Source organism: Singulisphaera chitinilytica (assembly GCF_049331405.1).
In the GTDB taxonomy this organism is placed as follows: Bacteria; Planctomycetota; Planctomycetia; order Isosphaerales; family Isosphaeraceae; genus PoT.
Genome location: NZ_CP186274.1, coordinates 2,521,892 through 2,541,248, shown reverse-complemented (window position 1 = coordinate 2,541,248; position 19,357 = coordinate 2,521,892). Strand labels below are relative to the sequence as shown.

Here is a 19,357-nt window from a genome sequence, read left to right as displayed (position 1 = left end):
CTTCGATTCACGAGGTCGCTTCGGCCGGCCGGCCGTCGAGCAGTTGTTGGCGGAGGGATTTGAGCCCGACGTGGAGCAGGTAGCCGACGTTGGTGACGCTGTGCCCGCTGATCCGGCTGATCTCCTGGTAGGAGAAGCCGTTCTGGAACTTCAGGCGGATCACTTCACGCTGGTTGGGGGGGAGGGTTTCCAGGAGGTCGAGGACCCGCTCGGCGGAGTCGCGGCGTTCGACGACTTCGGTCGGGGAAGGATCGGGGCTGGTGTGGTGGAGGACCTGATCGTCGCTCAGCCGGGTCATGCGACTTTCCTTCCTCAAGACATCGAACGCCCGGTTCCGGCAGACCGTGAACAGCCATTCGGCCAGCCGGGATTCGATGGTCGCCTGATCTTGGGAACAGAGACGCAAGAACGTCTCCTGAACGACGTCACGCGCAGCCTCGGCATCGCCCAGCAGCTTCGCGGCGTAGAGCGTCAGCGGCCCCTCGAACCGGGAAACGGCCGCCAAGACCCACGGACCGTTGTCAGCGGAGTTCGTAAGCCTTGCCATGCGGCTTGCTCGGAGAGGAACGATGTCGAGTACATCCAGTCAACGCTCGACCCGCCGGCTTCTTAGAAAAAAATCCAAAGCCCCCTTTCCCCATCCCTGGGCGGGTCGAAAGGGACCCGAGCGAGCGCCTCGCCGACCTCGGGACATTCGGCTTTGCGACGGGGGGCACGATACGCACGCACGGAGCCAGGATCAGACCACGCATCTCCTCCGCAACGCAAGGATCGCATTGTAGAAGCCGCTCATCATGGGGGCGCACAGAATCGCCGGACGCGAAACGAACAACGCCCCCGGCGGTTGCAGGAGGCGTTGCGTCGGACGCTCGACTTGTCTTCGAGGCTCAAATCGCGGCGGTCGTGTAGAGCGGGGACATCAGCTCCCCCTTGCAGAGCGTGAGGGGTCGGCCCAGGCGGTCGCGGATCTCGGTGCCGGGGTCGATGCCGAGGGCATGGTAGATCGTCGCGGCGAGGTCGGGCGGGCCGAAGGTCCTCGAGATCGGGTAGGCCCCGAGCCGGTCCGACTTGCCGATGAGCTGGCCTCCCACGACCCCCGCCCCCGCAAACACGGCGGGGAAGACGGCCGGCCAGTGGTCTCGGCCGGGGACGGCATCCGGGGTCAAGGGGGCGATCCTCGGGGTGCGGCCGAACTCGCCCAGCATCACGACCAGGGTCTCGTCGAGGAGCCCGCGGACGCTCAGGTCGTCCAGCAAGGCCGAGACGGCGCGGTCGAGAGGCGGGAGCAGCTCGTCCTTCAGCCGGGGGAAATTGGCGACGTGCGTGTCCCAGGTCTGCACGATCCCCATCGCCGCCTGCACGATCGGGACGCCGACCTCGACCAGCCGCCTGGCCATGAGCAGGGATCGGCCGAAGAGGTGACGACCATAGCGGTCGAGCATCCTCGGATCCTCTTTATCGAGGTCGAGGGCCTTGCCGACCTTCCCGCTTGTCAAAAGCGCGAGGGCCGAATCCTGCTGATCCACGAACGCGTCGCCGGGGACCGGGACGGCGGCCTGGCTCATCAGGTGGCGTCGGCGATGGAGCCGTTCCGAGTCGAGCCCTTCGGGGAGCGAGAGGCTGTCGTCGCGGGCCTCGGGGCGATTCGGGTCGAGCCGGAGCTGCCAGGGGTCGTGCCTCGGCCCGAGGAACCCCGCATCCTGGCCTGGCCAGGTGAGCGGCCCTTCCACCAATCGCGTCGGCAGGGCCACGCCGTTGGGGATGCCGTCTCGCCGGCGGTTCAGGAGGTCAACGACCGCCGAGTAGCACGGGAAGTCATCGCGCGAAGCCACGCGGTCGAGGTCGCTGGCGCCTCGAGGGGTGCTGGGATGCCCCGTCAGGACATGGTGAACCGCGACGAGGTGGTTCCCCTCGGGATGCGACATCGACCGCACGACCGCCAGCTTATCGGAGCGGGCGGCCAGGCCGGGCAGATGCTCGCAGAACCGGATCCCGGGGACGGCCGTGTCGATGGGCTTGAACTCGCCCCGGATCCCGTCGGGGGCCTCCGGCTTCATGTCGAACGAGTCATGCTGCCCGAGTCCGCCGCTCAGCAGGATTACGATGACCGACTTGGCCCGACCCGTCGTCGGCGAGGCCGCGACCGCCGCCTTGCCGGCCAGTACCCCCGGCAGGCTCATACCGAGCAGCCCCGAGTACCCCACCTGGAGGAACGACCGGCGCTTGAGCAGACCTTCCGTTCCCCTGTCTCGTCCCCGTTGGTTCATCGCTCGTCTCCAGGTTCGGTGACCCAGGTCGGATCAAAACCGGGCCGACTGACAACCATTCATCTCGAAAAGTTTAACATTTGCTGGCCGTCGAGCCAAGGGAAATCTCTTGCCCAGGTCTTCCGAGGAAAGGCATATGCAGTTTTTTTAAGAAGGGGGTCGGTAAGAATTACAAGCCATGGCCCGATCCCGGGGAGAAAGGTCCAAGAGGACCAGCGACTCCTTGAAATTTCTCCCGGATGGACGTTCGAGCTTGCTCTCTGAATCAATCCACGATGGGCCTCGGCTTGTTTCAGCTAGGCAAGATGAAACGCGTTGAAAATACACACTCAAGCGAGAGACTGTCTGCTTTATTGGTAGATCCCCATTGATCGGGCCTATTGGAAATATGGCCACAATAAGCGGGTCTGCGTCGAGCCTTATATTCGTCGGCGGCCTTGGTGTTGGATTGGCATACATGCTGCGAAAGGGTGGGAAGCGTCAGCCCGACGTCAAATCGGCTCGCGATTCGGACCCCCACCCCCCACGACATCTCGGAGCGATCTGGAATGCTCTATGCCGTTGCGTGCGCGGACTGGTCCCCCGGATCCCCATTGATCCCGAGAATGACCCGCTCTCGCCTCTTCCGAACTCGCGCCGAGGCTCGCAAGGTGGCTCCCGACCACCCGATGCTCGCCGTGGCCGTCACCTACGACCCGACGCGGGGCGAGGTCGTCGCCCGGATGCCCGCCGCCCGAGGCCTCGACGGCCCCTGGTCTGCGCCCGCCATCCTCGATGCCGCGGGGGGCCTCATCGTCCTCGTCCCCATCCCCGCCGCGCTCGTGCGTGGCCTCGGCCCTACCAGCATCAGGGTGCATCGCGGATCGGACGAGATAGCCCGGTCTCATCTCTCCGGGACGACCACGTCTTCGTTGCGGTCTCTCTCCTGGATCCCCTGGCGTTCTACGCGAAGCGGAACCCAGCTGCGTTGCACTCGTCCTGGAACCTCTCGGGTCGAGACCTTGCCCTTCCCGCGGCCTGGAGAGCCCACGGCCAGCGGGATGGCCACCGAAGGCCGCTCGGACGATGAGGCGAAGGCGAGCCTGCCAGCTTCCACTCCCCGGCCCACGTCCGAAGCCAACAAGATGGCGTCCTGAGCCAATGTGGGTGAATCGAATCGATCTCAGCGTTTCACGTAAAACATGCCATGATAAATAGATGAGACCTGCACGCGGGAACGCATTGGCCGGTTCTCTGGGCGAGCTGACGCCTCTCAGGTCCGCTTGAGGCGAAGCGTCGGCGAGGCTTGACGCTCGACGAATCCGAGCTTTTCATAGACACGCCTCGCCCCATAGTTCTCGGCACCGACGTGGAGGAATGGCGTCAGGCCCTGACGCAGGATTCCTTCGATCATGAACGAGGTCAATTGCTGGGCATAGCCGCGACCTCGGTAGTCGGGATGGGTGCAGATCCCGCTGATTTCGCGGAAGCCGTCCAGATACAAACGCTCGCCCGCCATGGCGACGAGCCTGCCGTCCTTGCGGATCCCCGCGTACGTCCCCATCTCGATCGTCCCGGGGCGGAAGAATTCCGGGAAGGCGATGGCCGTCAGTTCGAGCATATCCGCGACGTCATCGGCCCCCAGGATGACAGCTTCCGCATCGGTCGCCGCGGTCGGCTTGGGGTGCGTGTAGAGCATCTGGACCACGCTCGTTTCATGCTCGATCTCCCAGGGGCCGGGAATGGGCGGCGTCGCGTTCAGGAGGTAGAGCGTCTCGCCAGGTTGGGCCAGGTTCGCCATCTCGACGAAGGCGTCCGGGGCGTTCGCGTCCAGGGCCATGAATGGGGCGATGTCGGCGGGATAGCGTCTCGCCCTCGCGCCGCCGATCGCCATGTAGCTTTGCCGGGTCGTCAGCGCGGACCAGATCACATTATCCAGCAGAGATTCGGGCATGATTCGATCTCGTGTTCGTCCGGCCTGACCACGCGATTTTGATGAGCCTCAGGAGCCCGCGGGGGCGAAAGGCCGGGTCGTCAACTCCCGCTTGGCTGGGATGCGGAGGACGGGGAAGTCCTTCCCGACGGCCAGAGCAACGTCGAAGAAATTCCAGGTCGTGAGGCCGTCGTCGGAGTGCGGCTCGAGCAAGTAAACCGCCAGGCTCCCGAGCGGCTGCGCCGTCCGTACGACGATGGTCCCTGATGGGACGTGCTCGACCTGAGCGCGAGCCGTAACGGCGACGTCCATCGTGTTGTGACCTTCGAACAGCCGAGTCGACTTGGTGCTGGAGTCGACCCGATAGCGTTCGACTTCCAGGTCCGCCTCATCGCCGAGTCGTTCGAGTCGGATCCCATGCGCCCTTAGGGTGTCGATGACGTTCCGGTGCGCCGAGGGGATGAGATAGGCGTAGGGGCGTCGCACGGTCGCGGAAGCCCGGAAGTCCTGCACGAGCGAGACGCGGTAGTCGCGAGGCGTGGCGGTGGGAGAGGCCTTGCCGTCCCGTTGCTCTTCCACGAAGCCCGGCACGATGACCGACTCGGGGAAGGCATGAGGCTGGGAGCGGATGGCGACGAGGTCGTCCCCCCTGGGATCTTCGCCCGACGCGATGGTCTTCGCACGGGCCTGCGCGAGCATCGGCTGGATCTCGGCGCGATGCCTGGTGGCGTATTCGAGCGTACAGCGGACGAAATCGAGCGTCGCCGCGATGCGGTCGGCGTAAGAGGCATAGGCGTACGCCTCGGTGAGGATCGAGAGGCGGTTTCTCAGGCCGACGTAGGTCGTGCCGAACCGGGGGACGCCGGGATAGCTCGTCCACTCGGCATGGTCGTGCTCAAAGTTGCCGTAGAAGAAGGTGCGGAGGCCCGACTTCGCCTCATAGGCCTTCGTCAGTTCGGGGAACATGGCGTCGCGCGTGAAGCGGATGAGCCTCTCGTCGCCGGCCGGGTTCTTGGCCCCTTCGTAAGTCAGGATGAAGCGGTGGAAGGAGCCGTTGGTGGTATGCGTATCGACGACGAGGGCGGGATCCCACTCCGTGAGGAACTGCACGAGGGCGCGGCTCTCGGGGGCCTCGAGTTTCATGAAGTCGCGGTTGAGGTCGAGCCCCCTGGCATTGGTCCGGATGCCCATCCCCTGCTCCGGCCCGTGCTGGCCCGGCCGATTGTCCTTCGAGACTCGCTCGTTGCCGTCGGCGTTGTAGATCGGCACGACGGCCAGGATCAGATCCTTCAATAGAGGATGCCCCGGCCTGGCGGTCAGTTCGCGCACGAGCATCGGCAGGGCCTCCTTGCCGCAGACCTCGCCCGCGTGGATGTTCCCGACCAGCAGGACCACGAGCCTGTTCGAGTCCGCCGCCTGCTCGGGCGTGGAGACCGGCGGATCGGCCACGATCCAGAGGGGGATCGAGCGGTTTTCCCAGGTCTTCCCCAACTCGGAGAGCGTCACCAGTTGAGAGCTTGCGGCGAGATTTCGGCCCAGCGCGACAACATCGTCATAACGAGCCGTGGCCCGGTACCGGCTCTTCTCGGCGACGGTCTTCAAGTCCTCGGGGATGATCGGCTCGGCCCCGACCACGAGGCAGGCAAGCGCGGCGCAGATCGAGAGCATGGGCGAGACCTCGGACCTCGATACCAGGCGATCGCCCCCAGGACATGGGCGGCCTCGAAGATCGAAGGCCCGGGGCGACGCCGATCGGATGGCCAAATCATAGGCAGGTGCTGGTCGGTCAGGAAGGGGGCCGGCGGATCGGAGGGGGCCTTCGAAACGAAAGGCCCCGCCTCTCCGCGTCGGATCGCGAGGAGGCGGGACCGTTGACCTGGATCAGGTTGCGACGATCAACGGGCCGGCGGGTTGGCCGTGGGCTGGAGCGAGCGGATGAAGGCGATGAGGTCCGCGAGCGCCTTCGGGTCGAGGCTCTGCTCGAGCCCCTCGGGCATGAGGGAGAGGCCGAGCGAGTTGATCTCCTCGATCTGACCGCGTGCGATGGTGTCGGTGGCCCCCTCGGCGCGTTTCAGGATCACGGCCCCGGCGGTCTCCTCGGCGATGATCCCCGTCAGGCTCCGGCCATCCCTGGTCACGACCACGTAATTGACGTAGTTGGCCGCGACTTCCCGGTTCGGGTCGAGGATGTGGACGATGAGATCCTCGGGCGTGCGGCCGGCGACCGTCGCCAGGTCGGGGCCGACGGCGGCCCCCTGCCCCTCGGCCTTGTGGCAGGTGGCGCAGGTCTTGGTGAAGACGGCCTTGCCCTGCTCGCGGTTCCCGGCCAGTTCGAGCGCCTTGCGAGCCTGCGCGAGCGTCGCCGCGCGGTTGGGCCTCGAATCGTTCCCGAGCAGCTTGATCGCGCGTTCGCGGAGCTTCGGGTCGCCGCTCGTCATGAGCACCTTCTGACGCGCCGGATCCAACTCCGTCGCGGCGATGGTCCTGGCCTCGACGGCGTCGAGCAGGGCGGCGACGCGGTCGGGCCTGGCGAAGAGGGCCTCGGCCGCCTCGCGCCTGACGGCCGGGCTCATCGCCTTCCAGCGGCCGACGATCGCCTCGCCGACGCCACGATCGGCGAGATCGGCCAGGGCCTGGATCGAGGTGACCTGGATTGCGGCCTCTTCTCTCGCATCGAGGAAGTTCGGCAGGATCTTCAACGCGGAGTCGGACGAGCCCAGGGCCAGGAGTCGGATCGCGTCGATGCGGGCGGCCGGCGTGGCCTCAGCCGACTCGGCGACCTTCGCGGCGTTCTCGAACAGCGGCGCGATCCTCGCGGCGGCCGGGCCTTGCAGGGCGGCCTTGAGGGAGCCTCCCGAACGCTTCAGGCCTTCGCCCAGGCCCAGGATCATGTTGAGGGCGAGGCTCGTGTCGGTCCCTGGCTTCGCGAACCGATCCAGGAGGGCTTGAATGTCGTTGGCCTGATTCTCGACCCCGACCATCGTGGCAAGCTCCGCGAGCCACTCGCGGCCGTTGGCTCCGTCGAAGAATCCTGGCTTTGAGCCCAGGGCTTCGATGAGCAATCGGCTTCGCTTGGCGACGGAGCTGAGCACGGCGGCCCGGGTCCAGCGGTCGGATGCGTCGCTCGCGGCGATCGTGGCGAGGGCATCGATGGCCCTGGAATCCGCGACATCCCCCAGGGTCAACGCCGTCTGGAATCGCACCATCGGGTTGGCGTCGGAGGCGAGGACCAGCAGCGCTTCGAGGACGGCCGGGCTCGACTTCGCGATTGCTCCGGCAAGCCTGGCTCCTTGCTCGCGGACGCGGGGCTCCTCGTCCTTAAGGCAGGCGATGCTCGAGGCCTCGTCCATCCCACCGAGGACATCCAACGTCCAGAGCGCGTGCGTCCTGCCCAGGGCCGAGGGGCGAGTCTTCACGACCTCCTTGAGGAGCGGGATCGCACTCGCGTCGCGCCGCTCGATGAGCAGGCGCTGGGCTGTCTCTCGCCACCAGGCGTCGGGGTCGGCGAGCGTCGCGACGAGCTGGGCGGTGGTGGCCTTGCTCAGGGCGGGCTTGCCTACGCGACGTTTGGAACCGACGGCCAGGATCTCGTAGAGTCGGCCCCGGTCCCGGCCGCTGGTGAGGTCGAGGTGCTTCTTGATCGGCTCGGGGATCGAGATCGGGTGCTCGATGGTCTCGCGGTACATGTCGAGGATGAGCAGCGTCCCGCCGGGCGTGTTGACGAAGTTGACGGGGCGGAACCAGTTGTCGCTCGAGGCCAGGAACTCCATCCCCTCGTCGGCGCGCTTCGAGACGAAGATCGAGCCCTGCTCCGCGACCGTCTTGCGATGGACGAGGTTGCCGCCGACGTCGCCGACGAAGGCGTTGCCGCGGTATTCGGGGGCATAGGCGGTGCCCCGGTAGATCGTCACGCCGGTGGCCGACGTGAAGAAGCCGCTGGCGTGCAACTCCGACGGGGCCGAGCGCTTCACGAACGCCGGGTCGGCCACGCGCTGCCTCGTGCGGACGATCCGCCAGGGTTCGGGGGGGCTGATCCGGAAGACCGGTCCTGCACCCCCTTCCACGGCGATGTCGGTGGTCACGGCCGGGACGGTCAGCGCCGGGTTCCGGTCGACCTCACGCGCGGGCAAGACGACCTGGCGGATGTGATTGCTGTTGCTGCAGACGAACCGGTGGCCCCAGTCGTCGACGGTGTGGCCGAACTGACCACCCCCCGAGATCGCCTCGAAGGCCGAGCCGTCCGGCTTGAACCGGAAGTCGCGGCCCCGGACCGAGACGGGCTTCGAGCCGGGCCGCTTGAGATCCTCGATGTCCCCGCCGTTCGTCCCGGCCGAGCCGTAGATCCATCCGTCGGTGCCCCAGAGCAGGCCGTTGAGCAGCCCCTGGACGTTCTGGGTGCCGAAGCCCGTGTACCGCTTCTCGTTGACGTCGGCGATGCCGTCGCCGTCGGTGTCCTTGGCATAGAAGATATTGGGGGCCTCGGTGATGAAGACGCCGCCGTCATACGCCGTGATCCCCGTCGGCCAGGAGAGGCCGGTGACGAACTCGGTCCGCTTGTCGAAGTGGCCGTCGCCGTCGGTGTCTTCGAGCCGGCTGACGCCGCCGGTCGGACGCGCCTCGGGATAGGGGTATCCGCGCATCTCGACGACGTAGAGCCGGCCATCGGCGTCGTAGCAGGCCGCCACGGGGCTCCGCACGAGAGGCTCGGAGCCGATGAGGTCGAGCTGGAAGCCGGGGTGGAGCTTGAAGGTCGCGCGTGCCTGATTGACCTCCGTCGCCTTGATCCGCGGCAGTTCCTTGGCGAGGTCGGGCTCCTCGGCCTTGCCCTGTTGAGGCCAAGTTGCGAGGAGGAGCGAGGTCAGCAGGATCGGGTAGGGTCGCATACGGCAGCTTCCTGAGAGTCGGCGAGGCTAATAGGAGGGACAACACCGGCGGACCGGCGGGCGGGTTTGCATGCCTTTAGAAGATACCGCCCCGGTCGCCTCGTGTAAGTGGGCAACCGAATTCCTCGCGAACTCTCGCCAATCCGACCTCGTTCCTGTCCCTGGCCGCGAGCCGAGTCGTCGGGATTCATCGCGACGCCGGCTTCTCGCTCTTTTCGCCGATCAGGCTCCCCATGCCGAACCGCTTCATGAGTTCCATCAGATGCCCATGCCCGGCGACCATCCCCCTGGCATCGACGAGGATGTAATAGGGGTAGATGCCCGTCGGATAGGCGGCGATCCTGGGTCGAAAGGAGTCACCCGCGTTGGCCGATTCGAGAAATGTCGGGTGGATGAACCGGTTGTCGCGCATGGCCTTCTCGACCTCCGCGGCTGTCGTGCCGGAGGGGTGCATGCCGACGATCTTGACGCCTCGCTCGTGCAAGGACCTGAGCATCGGCAGGTCATTTTTGCAGGGGCCGCACCACGTCGCCCAGAAGTGCAGCAGGTAAGGCTTTCCCGCCAGGTCATCGGCCGGCTCGCCGACCCAGCCTTCGGCGGGCAGAGGCGAAGCGGGCTTGCCGACGAGATCCTGGATCGGCTGCACCAGCCGCTTGACGATCTCCTGCCCCTCGAGACGTTTGGTGTACTCGGCCTCGGCACGCTTGCGGATCTCGTCGTCGCTCCGGTCGGCTCGGAACTCGAAGTCGACCGGGACCTGGAACCGCTGGTCCTGGATTTGATCCCCGTCCTTCGGCAGGAGAGACGAGAACCGATCTGCGAGGACCTGATCGGTCCGGACCTGTTCCACATGCAATTCGGATCGTAGCAGCTTATGCTTGTGCGGCACCTCGTCCGAGGCGTGCCTGAAGACGCGAACCTCCTCGAACGGTAGCCAGACCCCCGGCGCGACCTCGCGATAATCGTCAAACATCGCCAGTTCGTTCGGTTCGATCTTGGGGTCGATCGGGTCGCCCTCATACTCTGCCCAGGCAAGGGCTATGTCGATCGACTGCTGTTCGGTCGCCTCGCCAAGGCTCCAGTTACTGTAATCCCTCTGCGATCCGAATGACTTGCCGGCGATCCGCCGAATGGCGTCGGTCTCGTAGAACTTGATGGATTTGGCTGGTCCTTGATTGACGCCATAGGAGAGGACTGCGCGCAGTCGCTTGGATCCTTGACCGATCCAGAGCCGTTCTTTCCTGCGGATCGAATCCACGACATCGCACATCTCGCCCCCGAAATGATTGGCCTCGAGTTTCCTCCAGGTCACCCTTTCGGGGGGGATCAGGTGCATGGTTTGTCCATTCCACTCGGCATTCCGTCCCCACCAGAATGTGTGCGGGGTCAGCCGGAGGTAGCTGTATTCGAAGTAGGTCAGATGTTTCCAGAGCGGCGATGGGCCGGCCGTCCGCACGTAATTCACCGACGATTTGTCGCGGGCTTCGTGGCGTTCCCAGCCGTCCTTCCTCGTCCAGAATCGCTGATCGAAATTGAGGTCGGCCTCGCCCGGGAGCATTTCGTACATGAACCGTTCCTCGTCCCAGGAGAAGCTCATCAGGTACGCGCCGAACCAGTCCTTGGCCTTCACCGGGGCTTCGAGGCTCTGGCGGAATTGTTCAAGTGTCCCATCCACGGTTCGCATCGAATCCACCGGCCCATATCGGTAACGAACCTGATAGCTGAAGCGAGGCAGTCGGTCGATGGCCGAGGCCTGGGTGTGGATCGAGCGGGCCAGGTTGGTCGCGGCCAGAACCTTCGGGTCGAGATCGGATTTGGCGTTGGTCTGTGTGGGGGCATCCGCCCGCGCGAGCGAGGGCCTCGCCTCGGGCTTTCTAACGCCCCTCTGGGAACCGATAGCCCGGTCGATGGCTTGTCCTCGGGGTTTTTGCCGGCCGAAGACGACGATCTGGCCGACGCCCGCCGCGACGACGACCATCAGGAATCCCAGGGCGATCGGCTTCAAGCGGGCGATGAACATGGATGTCATGACGCCTCGCATCAGGTTCGCGACGGCGGACGTGCCCAGGACTGCGGGAGTCTGCGACGACAGGACGGCCGTACGAACCGTCAAGGCCGCGAGTGCGGGCGGGATCGCCGCGATGGACTCGGATTCGAGCCCTGCCGCGAGGGCCCCGGCCGAGAGCGTGAACCCGCGGCGCGTCAGGCCGGCTCGGAGCCGCTCTCTGGCCCTGGAGACCCGACTGCCGATCGTCCCCACGGCGCAACCGAGCCGATGAGCCGCCTCCTCGTGTGTGAGGCCCCCGAGGTCGCAGAGCACCACGACATCCTTGTAGCGAGCGGGGAGTCGGCTGATCTCCAGGTCGAGCATTTCGAACCATTCGGCCCGGTCGGGATCGGGTCGAGGGGCGGCGAAATTTCCCAGGGCCTGGGATTCCCGGGCGAGCCGCCGGGCCGACATTCGCCGGGCACGCGTCGCGACCTTTCGGCTCACGCCGTAGAGCCAGCGAGAGAGGTGATTGCAACCTCGTATCGAGTCGGCCCGGTTCGCGAGAATCAGGAACGTCGCCTGAAAGGCATCGGCGACGTCGTTGGGGTCGTTCAAATATCGGCGGCAGACGCCCCAGACCATCGGGCCGTGGCGCCTGACGATGGCCTCGAAGGCGGCCTCGGCCGAGTCGTCATCCCGATTGCGGAAGCGCTCGAGGAGTTGATCGTCAGAAGCGGCGGCGAGGGTTCCCACCCCGAAGAGGGTCCTGACATCGCGCAGAACGCCGGGCGATTCGCTCTCGAACATGGCGGGAAACCCCTGGGCCCTGGTGATCTACCCTTACCTTGCACGGTCCCGGAGATTCTTTCCAAGTTCCTCGCGAAATCGTCACCCCCTGCGGGATCGACCAGATTCGATGGCGTTTGTACCCATCAACGACGAAGGCCGGCATCGTGCCTCGTCACACGATGCCGGCCGGGTGGTCGGGAGCTTTCGCCGATGCGGACCGGCGATCAATGCTTGGAGAGCGACTCGGCCTTCTTGACCAGTTCCAGGAACTCCTTGCGATAGCCCGGCTTGTCATCGCCGAGGGCGGAGCCGGCCAGTTCGAGCACGCCGCCGTAGGTCAGCGAGCCTTTCTCCGCCGAGCCGCGCAGAAGCATCGCGAAGCCGGCCACGGCGGTCGCGAACTTGAAGTCGTTCGAGGCGTGGCCCAGGTCGGTCCCCTTGTCCTCGACCCCGCGCTCGATGAGCTTGCTCTTATCCCCCTCGGGGGCCTTGTAGCGGAGCTTCACCGTGAGGGTCTCGGGGCTGGCGACTTCCGTCCCGCTTTGCTTCGGCTGGTTCTGGTACTTGAGCGGGTCGACCTGGGGCAGGTCCTTCTCCTTGCCCGGCGGGATCAGCTCATAGAGGGCGGTGACGTGGTGCCCCGCGCCGATCTCGCCGGCGTCCTTGGCGTCGTCGTTGAAGTCTTCCTTGGCGAGGAGCCGGTTCTCGTAGCCGAGCAGCCGGTAGGCGCCGACCTTGGTGGGGTTGAACTCGACCTGGATCTTGACGTCCTTGGCCACCGTGACCAGGGTCGAGCCGAGTTCTTCGACGAGCACCTTGGCGGCCTCCTGCATCGTGTCGATGTAGGCGTAGTGGCCGTTGCCCTTGTCGGCGAGCTTCTCGAGGTTGCCGTCCTTGAGGTTGCCCATGCCGAAGCCGAGGACGCTCAGGAAGACATGGCTCTTGGCCTTGGCCTCGATCAGGCGGATCAGGTCGTCCTCGCTCGTGGCGCCGACGTTGAAGTCGCCGTCGGTGGCCAGGATGACCCGGTTCGTGCCGCCCTTGATGAAGTGTTTCGTCGCGATGTCGTACGCGAGCTGGATCCCCGCGCCGCCGTTGGTCGAGCCTCCGGCGTGGAGCTGATCGAGCGCCGACAGGATCTCGGGCTTGTTCATGCAGGACGTGGAGTCGAGCACCATCCCGGAGGCACCCGCGTAGACGACGATCGCGACACGATCATTCTCGCCGAGCTCGTTCACCATCCGCGCCAGCGAGGCCTTCAGGAGCGGCAACTTGTTAGGGGTGTCCATCGAGCCGGAGACGTCGAGCAGGAACACGAGGTTGCTGATGGGTCGCTTCCCATCGAGTATGGGCTTGCCCCTCAGGCCGATCCGGGCGAGCCGGTGCTCCGCGTTCCAGGGGCAGCCCGCCACCTCGACGTTGACCGAGAACGGCTCGCCGTCCGTCGGCGCGGGGTCATCATAGGGGAAGTAGTTCAGCAACTCCTCGAGGCGGACGGAGTCCCTCGGGGGCATCTGGTTCTGGGTGAGGAACCGACGCACGTTCGAGTAGCTGGCCGTGTCCACGTCGATCGAGAAGGTCGAGAGCGGCTCGTTGGCCACCCGGATGAACGGGTTCTCGACGATCCGGCTATAGCCTTCCGCATCGGGGACGGGGGCCTCCTTGGCATTGCCGTCCACGACCGAGTCAGGACCGGACATCATGCCGGCCATTGGGGGGGATTCCGACTTCGCCGCGGTCGCCTGGCCGAGTCGGGCTGGGGCCGCAGCGGGCGTCGGCGCGGTGGCGCCTGACGGGGTCTCCACGACGATCCTCGAATCCATGTTCCTGGCGTTGAACTTGCCTTCCTCGCCGCAGCCGGAAAAGCTGGCCGAGATTGCCACGGAGGCGAGGGCCGACCAACCCCAGCCGGGTGTTCGTGCGAATCGCATGCGAAAGCTCCTTGGAAGACGTGTGGAATCCACCCCTCCCTTTGACGAAGGTCGGGGACGGGTGGTTCCTCCCTATCTACGACCCGGGGAGCATTCCCTTAGAGATTCAGGGGCGATTCCCGACGAGCCAGAGGGGGCAGTCGCGCCGGACGGCCTCGTTCGCGGCGAGGGCGAGCCGGGCGAAGGCGATGAGCTCTGGCGAGTCGGCCACCCAGCCATCGTCCGGGTCGAGATGCACGACGAGCAGGTCCTTCAACGCGTCGTCGTCAAGGCCGAGGTCCCAGCGGCTCGCCAGGTCCTCGAGCTCTTCCCTCAGGCCGGGGAGGCTGGCGCATTGCAGCGGGCCCCCCGCGGACAGGGGCAACGACACGGCCTGGACGTGCGCGGGCAGGTAGACCCCGCGGCCGTCGTCCCCCAGGGCCAGCAGGTTCGGAAGGGCGTCGGCCCCGAGTTCCTCGGCGGCCCTTCGTTGCAGGTCGCTCCAACCGCTGTCGGCGAGCTCACCGAAATGGCTGGGGGGAGTCCCTTCCCAATCCCCCTCGGCGCCGAAGGCATTGTCCAGGAGCCCGGCTACCTCCGTCGCGAAACCCTCGTCGAACGTCCCCCTGGTGCCGCCCACAGTGAAAGACAAACCCATGGAACTTCTCCTTGGAAGTCATCGCACCTTCGACGCCAAGCTTGAAACCAGGCCCGGGGCCTCGCACGAACGCAAGCGGCTCCGTCCGTCATCCCTTGCGAGGAAAATCCCGCTTTGCCTTCTCACTGCGACGACGACGGCCCCGCGAGCGTTGATACGGGCCGAGGTGCTCGCGGGGGACGGGACAAAATGTATCAACCGACTCGTCTTTCAAGCACACTCGGGATGCGCGGCCGGACGGCGACACATCCCCGCCCCGGGTCGAGCGCTCAAAGATCCAGGTAAGGGGCCATGTTCGATTCCAAATGAACGCGGGTGACGCCGGGATCGATGCGCGGCCGTGCCGGGGACATGCATGTCGAGAGACGCATCAATGCGTTCGACAAATGGCCGCCTCGATCCGCATCGGGCTGGATTGGGGAACGAAACGATTGGGTCTGGAATCGGGGACCGATGCGCCGTATCTTCGCTGACCAGCATCGATCTCCAGCGCCTGAGTGTGGCCCCGCGCATTGGCCCTGTCAAGCATCCGATTTCATTTCAGAAGGCGGCCTTTCATGAGGAAACCCTGGTTAAAGGCGCCGCTCGCCTGTGCGGCGCTGGTGGTTTTGTTGGGCTCGCCTGGATTTGCGGAAGATCCCCCCTCAAAGCCTCCCCTCGGTTTCTTCTCGAGTACCGGAGCCGAAGAGCTCAAGGCCGAATCGCGGGCGCTCGCCGTGCCGGCCCCCGACAAGGCCCGGGCCTGGCTCCGCACCCTGACCGAGGAGCCCCACGTCGCGGGGACCCCCGGCGACTACAAGACGGCCGTCTTCGTCCGCGACAAGCTCCGGGACTGGGGCTGGGATGCCAAGCTTGTTGAATACGAGGTATTGCTCAATTACCCCGCCATGGCGTTTGGTAATCCCGACGGAGTCCCGCTGAGTCCATCCCTCGAGTTGATCCAGCCGACCCGTAAAAAGCTCGGCATCACTGAAGACGCGATTGCGTCGGACAAGGATTCCGCGAGCCGGACGGCCTTCCCCGCCTTCCACGGCTACGGGATCTCGGGCAATGCCCTGGGGCAGGTCGTCTACGCCAACTACGGGCGTCTCGAAGATTTCTCCGCCCTCGAGCGGCTCGGCATCGACGTTCGCGATAAGATCCTCCTCACACGCTACGGTGAGATCTTCCGTGGGCTCAAGGTCCGCAACGCCCAGAAGCACGGGGCCAGGGGGATCCTGATCTATTCCGACCCGGGGGATGATGGCTATGCCAAGGGAGATATCTATCCCGATGGACCCTATCGCGCACCCTCGGCCGTCCAGCGCGGCAGCGTCCAGTTCCTCTCCCTCGGCCCCGGCGATCCCTCCACGCCGTTCGGCCCGTCGGTGAAAGGGGCGGACAGGCTCCCGATCGATCCCCTATTCGGCCTCCCCTTGCCCCCTGAGAAGTTGCAAGCGATGAACTTTGGGTTGGGGGGCGGGTCACATTCCGCAGTCCCGCCCGACTGGGAGAAGAAGGCGGGGATCGTCCGAGGTGACTACTTCGCCGAGATCCCCTCCCTGCCGATCAGCTATGAATCCGCACGGCCGATCCTCGAGGCCCTGAGCGGTCCGGTCGTACCCTCGGGTTGGCAAGGGGGCTTGCCGTTCGCGTATCACATCGGGCCGGGACCTGCTGAGGTTAGCTTCTCGACTCAGATGGACTACAAGCTGAGGACGATCTGGAACGTCATCGCGACCATCAAGGGGGACGTCGAGCCGGATCGCTGGGTCCTGCTCAGCAACCACCGCGATGCCTGGGTCTACGGCGCGGTCGACCCGGGGAGCGGGACGGCTGCGACGATGGAGACCTGCCGCGCGATCGGCGACGCCGTCAAGCACGGCTGGAAGCCCAGGCGTACCCTCGTCTACGCGAGCTGGGACGCCGAGGAATACGGCCTCGTCGGCTCGACGGAATGGGCCGAGGAGCATGCCAAGGAGCTCGACGAGAAGGCCACGCTCGTCCTCAACGTCGACGTGGCCGTCGGCGGCATGGACCTCGACGTCGATGGCGTCCCCTCGCTTCGCGACTGGTTCCTCGATGCCCTGGGGACGATCACCGACGTCCGCTCGGGGCGTTCGCTCAAGCAGATCTTCCTGGAGAAGCGTCGGGCCCAATGGGCGGGCCAGGCGTCGCTCGACCTGCCCGACCCGCTCTGGGATGAGAAGGACAAGGGCCGTCCTTCCAAGTTCACCCCAAAGCTCGATGCACTCGGGTCGGGATCCGACTACACGGCGTTCCTCGACCACCTGGGCATCCCCTGCGTCGACGCCGGGTTCAGCGGGCGTTACGGGGTCTATCACTCCATCTACGACGACTTCACCTGGATGGAGAAGTTCGGCGATCCCGAGTTCCTCACGCACACGATGGCCGCTCGGCTCTACACCGTGCTCATGATGCGGGCCGCGGCGGCGGAAGTCTTGCCGTTCTCGTTCGTGCCCTACGGCGAGGCCTTCCGCGACGAGGTCGACGACCTCCGGCGGATCGTCGAACGCAGGATCAAGTCGACCGATAAGGAGTTCCCCAAGGACGGCATCGTCTTCGAGGGGCTCCGCCCTCTTATCGCCTCGATCAAGGCGTTCCAGGAGAAGGCAGGGGAACTCGAAAAGGCGACGAAGGGGCTCACGGAGGGGGAGGAACCGTCGAAGGATCGGCTCGTGCGGGTCAACTCCGCCTTGAACCGCATCGAGCGGGCCTTCCTCATGGCCGAAGGGCTGCCGGGTCGCCCCTGGTTCAAGCACGCCGTGTATGCTCCGGGGCTCACGACGGGCTATGCCTCGTGGCCGCTCCCCGGGGTCCGGCAGGCCATCCTCGAGGGCAATAACGAGATGCTTGCGAAGCAGGTCCCCGCCCTCATCGACCGGATCAAGGCCGCGACCGACGCCATGGACGCGGCCCTCAAGGCCGCCAAATAGTCGGAACGCATCCGCATCAAGTTTGATGAGGCGAAGGGTTTGACGCGCCGCTTTCGCCTCTATTGCCAGCCAGCCGAGAGAAACCGAACAGCCGCGGTGGGAGACGACGCGAGAACGAACGAAGGACGGTTTTGCCAATGAGTTCCGAGACGCCATCCAACAAAGCGTCGCTGCCCAGGGTCCTGGGCCCCGTCGAGGCCTTCTGCGTGGTGGTCGGGTCGGTCATCGGATCGGGGATCTTCATCGTGCCGGCGGAGGTCGCCCGCGACGTCCCGTTCCTGGGTCCGATCGTCCTCACCTGGGTCATCGGCGGGATCTTCAGCGCGGCGGGTGCCCTGACACTCGCCGAGCTGGGGGCGATGCTGCCGAGGGCGGGCGGACCCTACGTCTACCTGCGTGAGGCGTACGGGCCGCTGCCGGCCTTCCTGTTCGGGTGGACCGAGTTCCTGATCGTGCGCGCCGGCTCGATGGCGACGCTCGCCGCGGCCTTCGCTCGCTACTTCGTCCAGCTCGTCCCCGCCCCCGGGTCGATCCGCAACGAAGTCTGGCAGGCCGCCGCGGCCGTGATCGCCATCAGCGTGGTCACCCTCATCAACATCCTCAGCACCAAGCTGGGCGGGAAGCTGCAAGTCGCTGGGACTGCGCTCAAGATGGGGGGTGTCCTGGCCCTGATCGCCCTCCCTTGGATCGTCGGGGGCGGCGACTCGTCGCACCTGTCCCCGGTCTGGCCGACCGCGTTCGAGCCGAAGCTGATGAGCGGGATGATGGCGGCGATGGTCGGCATCCTCTGGGCGTACGATGGCTGGATCAACGTGACGCCGCTCGCCGAGGAAGTCCGGGAGCCCGAGAAGAACATCCCTCGCGCGCTGATCTTCGGGATGGGGGTGCTCATCGTGCTCTACATCTCGATGACCCTCGCCTATCACTGGGTCCTCCCCCTGCCCGAGATCGCGGCCCTCGGGGCGGAGAAGGCCGCCGACAAGGCGGTGGCGGCCACGTATTGCAGCCAACTTCTGGGTGCGAAGGGGGTCATGGCGATCTCCCTGGTGGTGATGGCCTCGACGTTCATCTCGCTCAACGGCAACGCCCTGACAGGTCCCCGGGCCTACTTCGCGATGGCCCGCGACGGCCTCTTCCCCGCGAGGATTTGCCGGGTCCATCCTCGGTTCCAGACCCCGGCCAACGCCGTCTTCACCCAGGGGGCCTGGGCCGTCGCGCTCACGATCATCGGCACCGCCCTGATCATTGCCCCGGCGCCTTCCGTCAACAGCAGCCTGCCCGGGCCCATCTTCGCGGCCTGGACGAAGCTGAATCAGACCCCGCTCTACACGGTGCTCTATACCTATGTGATTTTCGGGGCGAACCTTTTCTACCTCCTGGCGATCGCGTCGGTGTTTGTGCTCCGGTACAAGCTCCCCCAACTCCATCGTCCTTATCGGACCTGGGGCTATCCGATCACCCCGCTGGTGTACGTGATCGCTGCCGTCACTCTGCTGGGGAACATGCTGCTTCAGACCCCGGCCGAGTCGTTCGCCGGCCTCGCGATCATTGCACTTGGCTTGCCCGCGTACTGGGTGTTCAGCCGCAAGCTCAGGGACTCCGCAAAGATGGTCCCCGCCGAGGTCTGACCCGTCACCGAGGAAAGGCCCTGACACATGCCGACGACGAACAGGCGTGACTTCGTACGGAATCTGACCCTGGGCGCGGCGGCGACCTCGATCGCCGCAACCGGGGAGGTCGCCGCGGCCGACGAGCCCGAAAAGAAAGACGAGCCGAAGAAGGAGCCCAAATCTCCGCCGACCGAGGCCGAAGCCCGGATGGAACTCCTGCTCGCCCGCTTCGGCGAGCACCTCGACGCCGACGCGCGGGGGAACGTCCGGCTCGAGGTCGAGGCGATCGTCCAGCGGGCCGAGCGGCTCAGGAAATTCGAGCTCGACAACGGCGACGGTCCCTTCCCCGTGTTCACACCCTATCGGGCCCCCCTGGGCGAGCATCCCTGATGGTTCGAAGCC

General features: G+C 65.8%; 12 protein-coding genes. 4 read left to right on the top strand and 8 right to left on the bottom strand.

Annotated elements, in window-relative coordinates:
* Positions 1-7 precede the first annotated feature (7 nt).
* Complete coding sequence (locus ACOYYX_RS10175) at positions 8-505, bottom strand: RNA polymerase sigma factor (protein ID WP_422929815.1); 498 nt, start codon at positions 503-505, stop codon at positions 8-10.
* 382 nt (positions 506-887) lie between these two features.
* Complete coding sequence (locus ACOYYX_RS10170; protein ID WP_422929814.1) at positions 888-2,267, bottom strand: DUF1501 domain-containing protein; 1,380 nt, start codon at positions 2,265-2,267, stop codon at positions 888-890.
* A gap of 605 nt (positions 2,268-2,872) precedes the next feature.
* Here ACOYYX_RS10170 and ACOYYX_RS10165 point away from each other — a divergent pair.
* A complete protein-coding gene (locus ACOYYX_RS10165; RefSeq protein ID WP_422929813.1) occupies positions 2,873-3,403 on the top strand; it encodes a hypothetical protein in 531 nt (176 codons plus the stop codon).
* Positions 3,404-3,519: 116 nt separating this feature from the next.
* Here the strand turns inward: ACOYYX_RS10165 and ACOYYX_RS10160 are convergent, their stop codons facing one another.
* From ACOYYX_RS10160 to ACOYYX_RS10135, 6 genes are all read right to left on the bottom strand, one after another.
* Complete coding sequence (locus tag ACOYYX_RS10160; RefSeq protein ID WP_422929812.1) at positions 3,520-4,200, bottom strand: GNAT family N-acetyltransferase; 681 nt, start codon at positions 4,198-4,200, stop codon at positions 3,520-3,522.
* 48 nt (positions 4,201-4,248) lie between these two features.
* Positions 4,249-5,847, bottom strand: coding sequence for a M14 family metallopeptidase (locus ACOYYX_RS10155; RefSeq protein WP_422929811.1), 1,599 nt, complete (start codon positions 5,845-5,847; stop codon positions 4,249-4,251).
* Between the two features lie 227 nt (positions 5,848-6,074).
* Complete coding sequence (locus ACOYYX_RS10150) at positions 6,075-9,062, bottom strand: PVC-type heme-binding CxxCH protein (RefSeq protein ID WP_422929810.1); 2,988 nt, start codon at positions 9,060-9,062, stop codon at positions 6,075-6,077.
* A gap of 187 nt (positions 9,063-9,249) precedes the next feature.
* Complete coding sequence (locus ACOYYX_RS10145) at positions 9,250-11,859, bottom strand: sigma-70 family RNA polymerase sigma factor (RefSeq protein ID WP_422929809.1); 2,610 nt, start codon at positions 11,857-11,859, stop codon at positions 9,250-9,252.
* 206 nt (positions 11,860-12,065) lie between these two features.
* The gene (locus ACOYYX_RS10140) at positions 12,066-13,772 is read right to left on the bottom strand and encodes a vWA domain-containing protein (RefSeq protein ID WP_422929808.1); all 1,707 of its coding nucleotides are present in this window, start codon (positions 13,770-13,772) and stop codon (positions 12,066-12,068) included.
* Between the two features lie 106 nt (positions 13,773-13,878).
* On the bottom strand, positions 13,879-14,409 hold the full coding sequence (locus ACOYYX_RS10135) for a hypothetical protein (protein ID WP_422929807.1): 531 nt from the start codon (positions 14,407-14,409) through the stop codon (positions 13,879-13,881).
* 557 nt (positions 14,410-14,966) lie between these two features.
* On the opposite strand from ACOYYX_RS10135, the gene ACOYYX_RS10130 reads away from it, so the two are divergent.
* The 3 genes from ACOYYX_RS10130 to ACOYYX_RS10120 all read left to right on the top strand — a co-directional run bounded on the left by ACOYYX_RS10130 (position 14,967) and on the right by ACOYYX_RS10120 (position 19,345).
* On the top strand, positions 14,967-17,345 hold the full coding sequence (locus ACOYYX_RS10130) for a M28 family metallopeptidase (protein WP_422929806.1): 2,379 nt from the start codon (positions 14,967-14,969) through the stop codon (positions 17,343-17,345).
* Positions 17,346-17,482: 137 nt separating this feature from the next.
* Positions 17,483-18,973 (top strand): APC family permease, encoded by a 1,491-nt coding sequence (locus ACOYYX_RS10125; RefSeq protein WP_422929805.1) that lies wholly within the window; start codon positions 17,483-17,485, stop codon positions 18,971-18,973.
* A gap of 27 nt (positions 18,974-19,000) precedes the next feature.
* Positions 19,001-19,345: a hypothetical protein gene (locus ACOYYX_RS10120; RefSeq protein WP_422929804.1), complete on the top strand. Its 345-nt coding sequence runs from the start codon at positions 19,001-19,003 to the stop codon at positions 19,343-19,345.
* The last annotated feature ends 12 nt before the right edge of the window (positions 19,346-19,357 follow it).

Bases quoted from the DNA above. Each gene is read 5' to 3' on its own strand.
- ACOYYX_RS10170 (WP_422929814.1), bottom strand. From the start codon at position 2,267: ATGAACCAACGGGGACGAGACAGGGGAACGGAAGGTCTGCTCAAGCGC.
- ACOYYX_RS10165 (WP_422929813.1), top strand. From the start codon at position 2,873: ATGACCCGCTCTCGCCTCTTCCGAACTCGCGCCGAGGCTCGCAAGGTG.
- ACOYYX_RS10160 (WP_422929812.1), bottom strand. From the start codon at position 4,200: ATGCCCGAATCTCTGCTGGATAATGTGATCTGGTCCGCGCTGACGACC.
- ACOYYX_RS10155 (WP_422929811.1), bottom strand. From the start codon at position 5,847: ATGCTCTCGATCTGCGCCGCGCTTGCCTGCCTCGTGGTCGGGGCCGAG.
- ACOYYX_RS10150 (WP_422929810.1), bottom strand. From the start codon at position 9,062: ATGCGACCCTACCCGATCCTGCTGACCTCGCTCCTCCTCGCAACTTGG.
- ACOYYX_RS10145 (WP_422929809.1), bottom strand. From the start codon at position 11,859: ATGTTCGAGAGCGAATCGCCCGGCGTTCTGCGCGATGTCAGGACCCTC.
- ACOYYX_RS10140 (WP_422929808.1), bottom strand. From the start codon at position 13,772: ATGCGATTCGCACGAACACCCGGCTGGGGTTGGTCGGCCCTCGCCTCC.
- ACOYYX_RS10135 (WP_422929807.1), bottom strand. From the start codon at position 14,409: ATGGGTTTGTCTTTCACTGTGGGCGGCACCAGGGGGACGTTCGACGAG.
- ACOYYX_RS10130 (WP_422929806.1), top strand. From the start codon at position 14,967: ATGAGGAAACCCTGGTTAAAGGCGCCGCTCGCCTGTGCGGCGCTGGTG.
- ACOYYX_RS10125 (WP_422929805.1), top strand. From the start codon at position 17,483: ATGAGTTCCGAGACGCCATCCAACAAAGCGTCGCTGCCCAGGGTCCTG.
- ACOYYX_RS10120 (WP_422929804.1), top strand. From the start codon at position 19,001: ATGCCGACGACGAACAGGCGTGACTTCGTACGGAATCTGACCCTGGGC.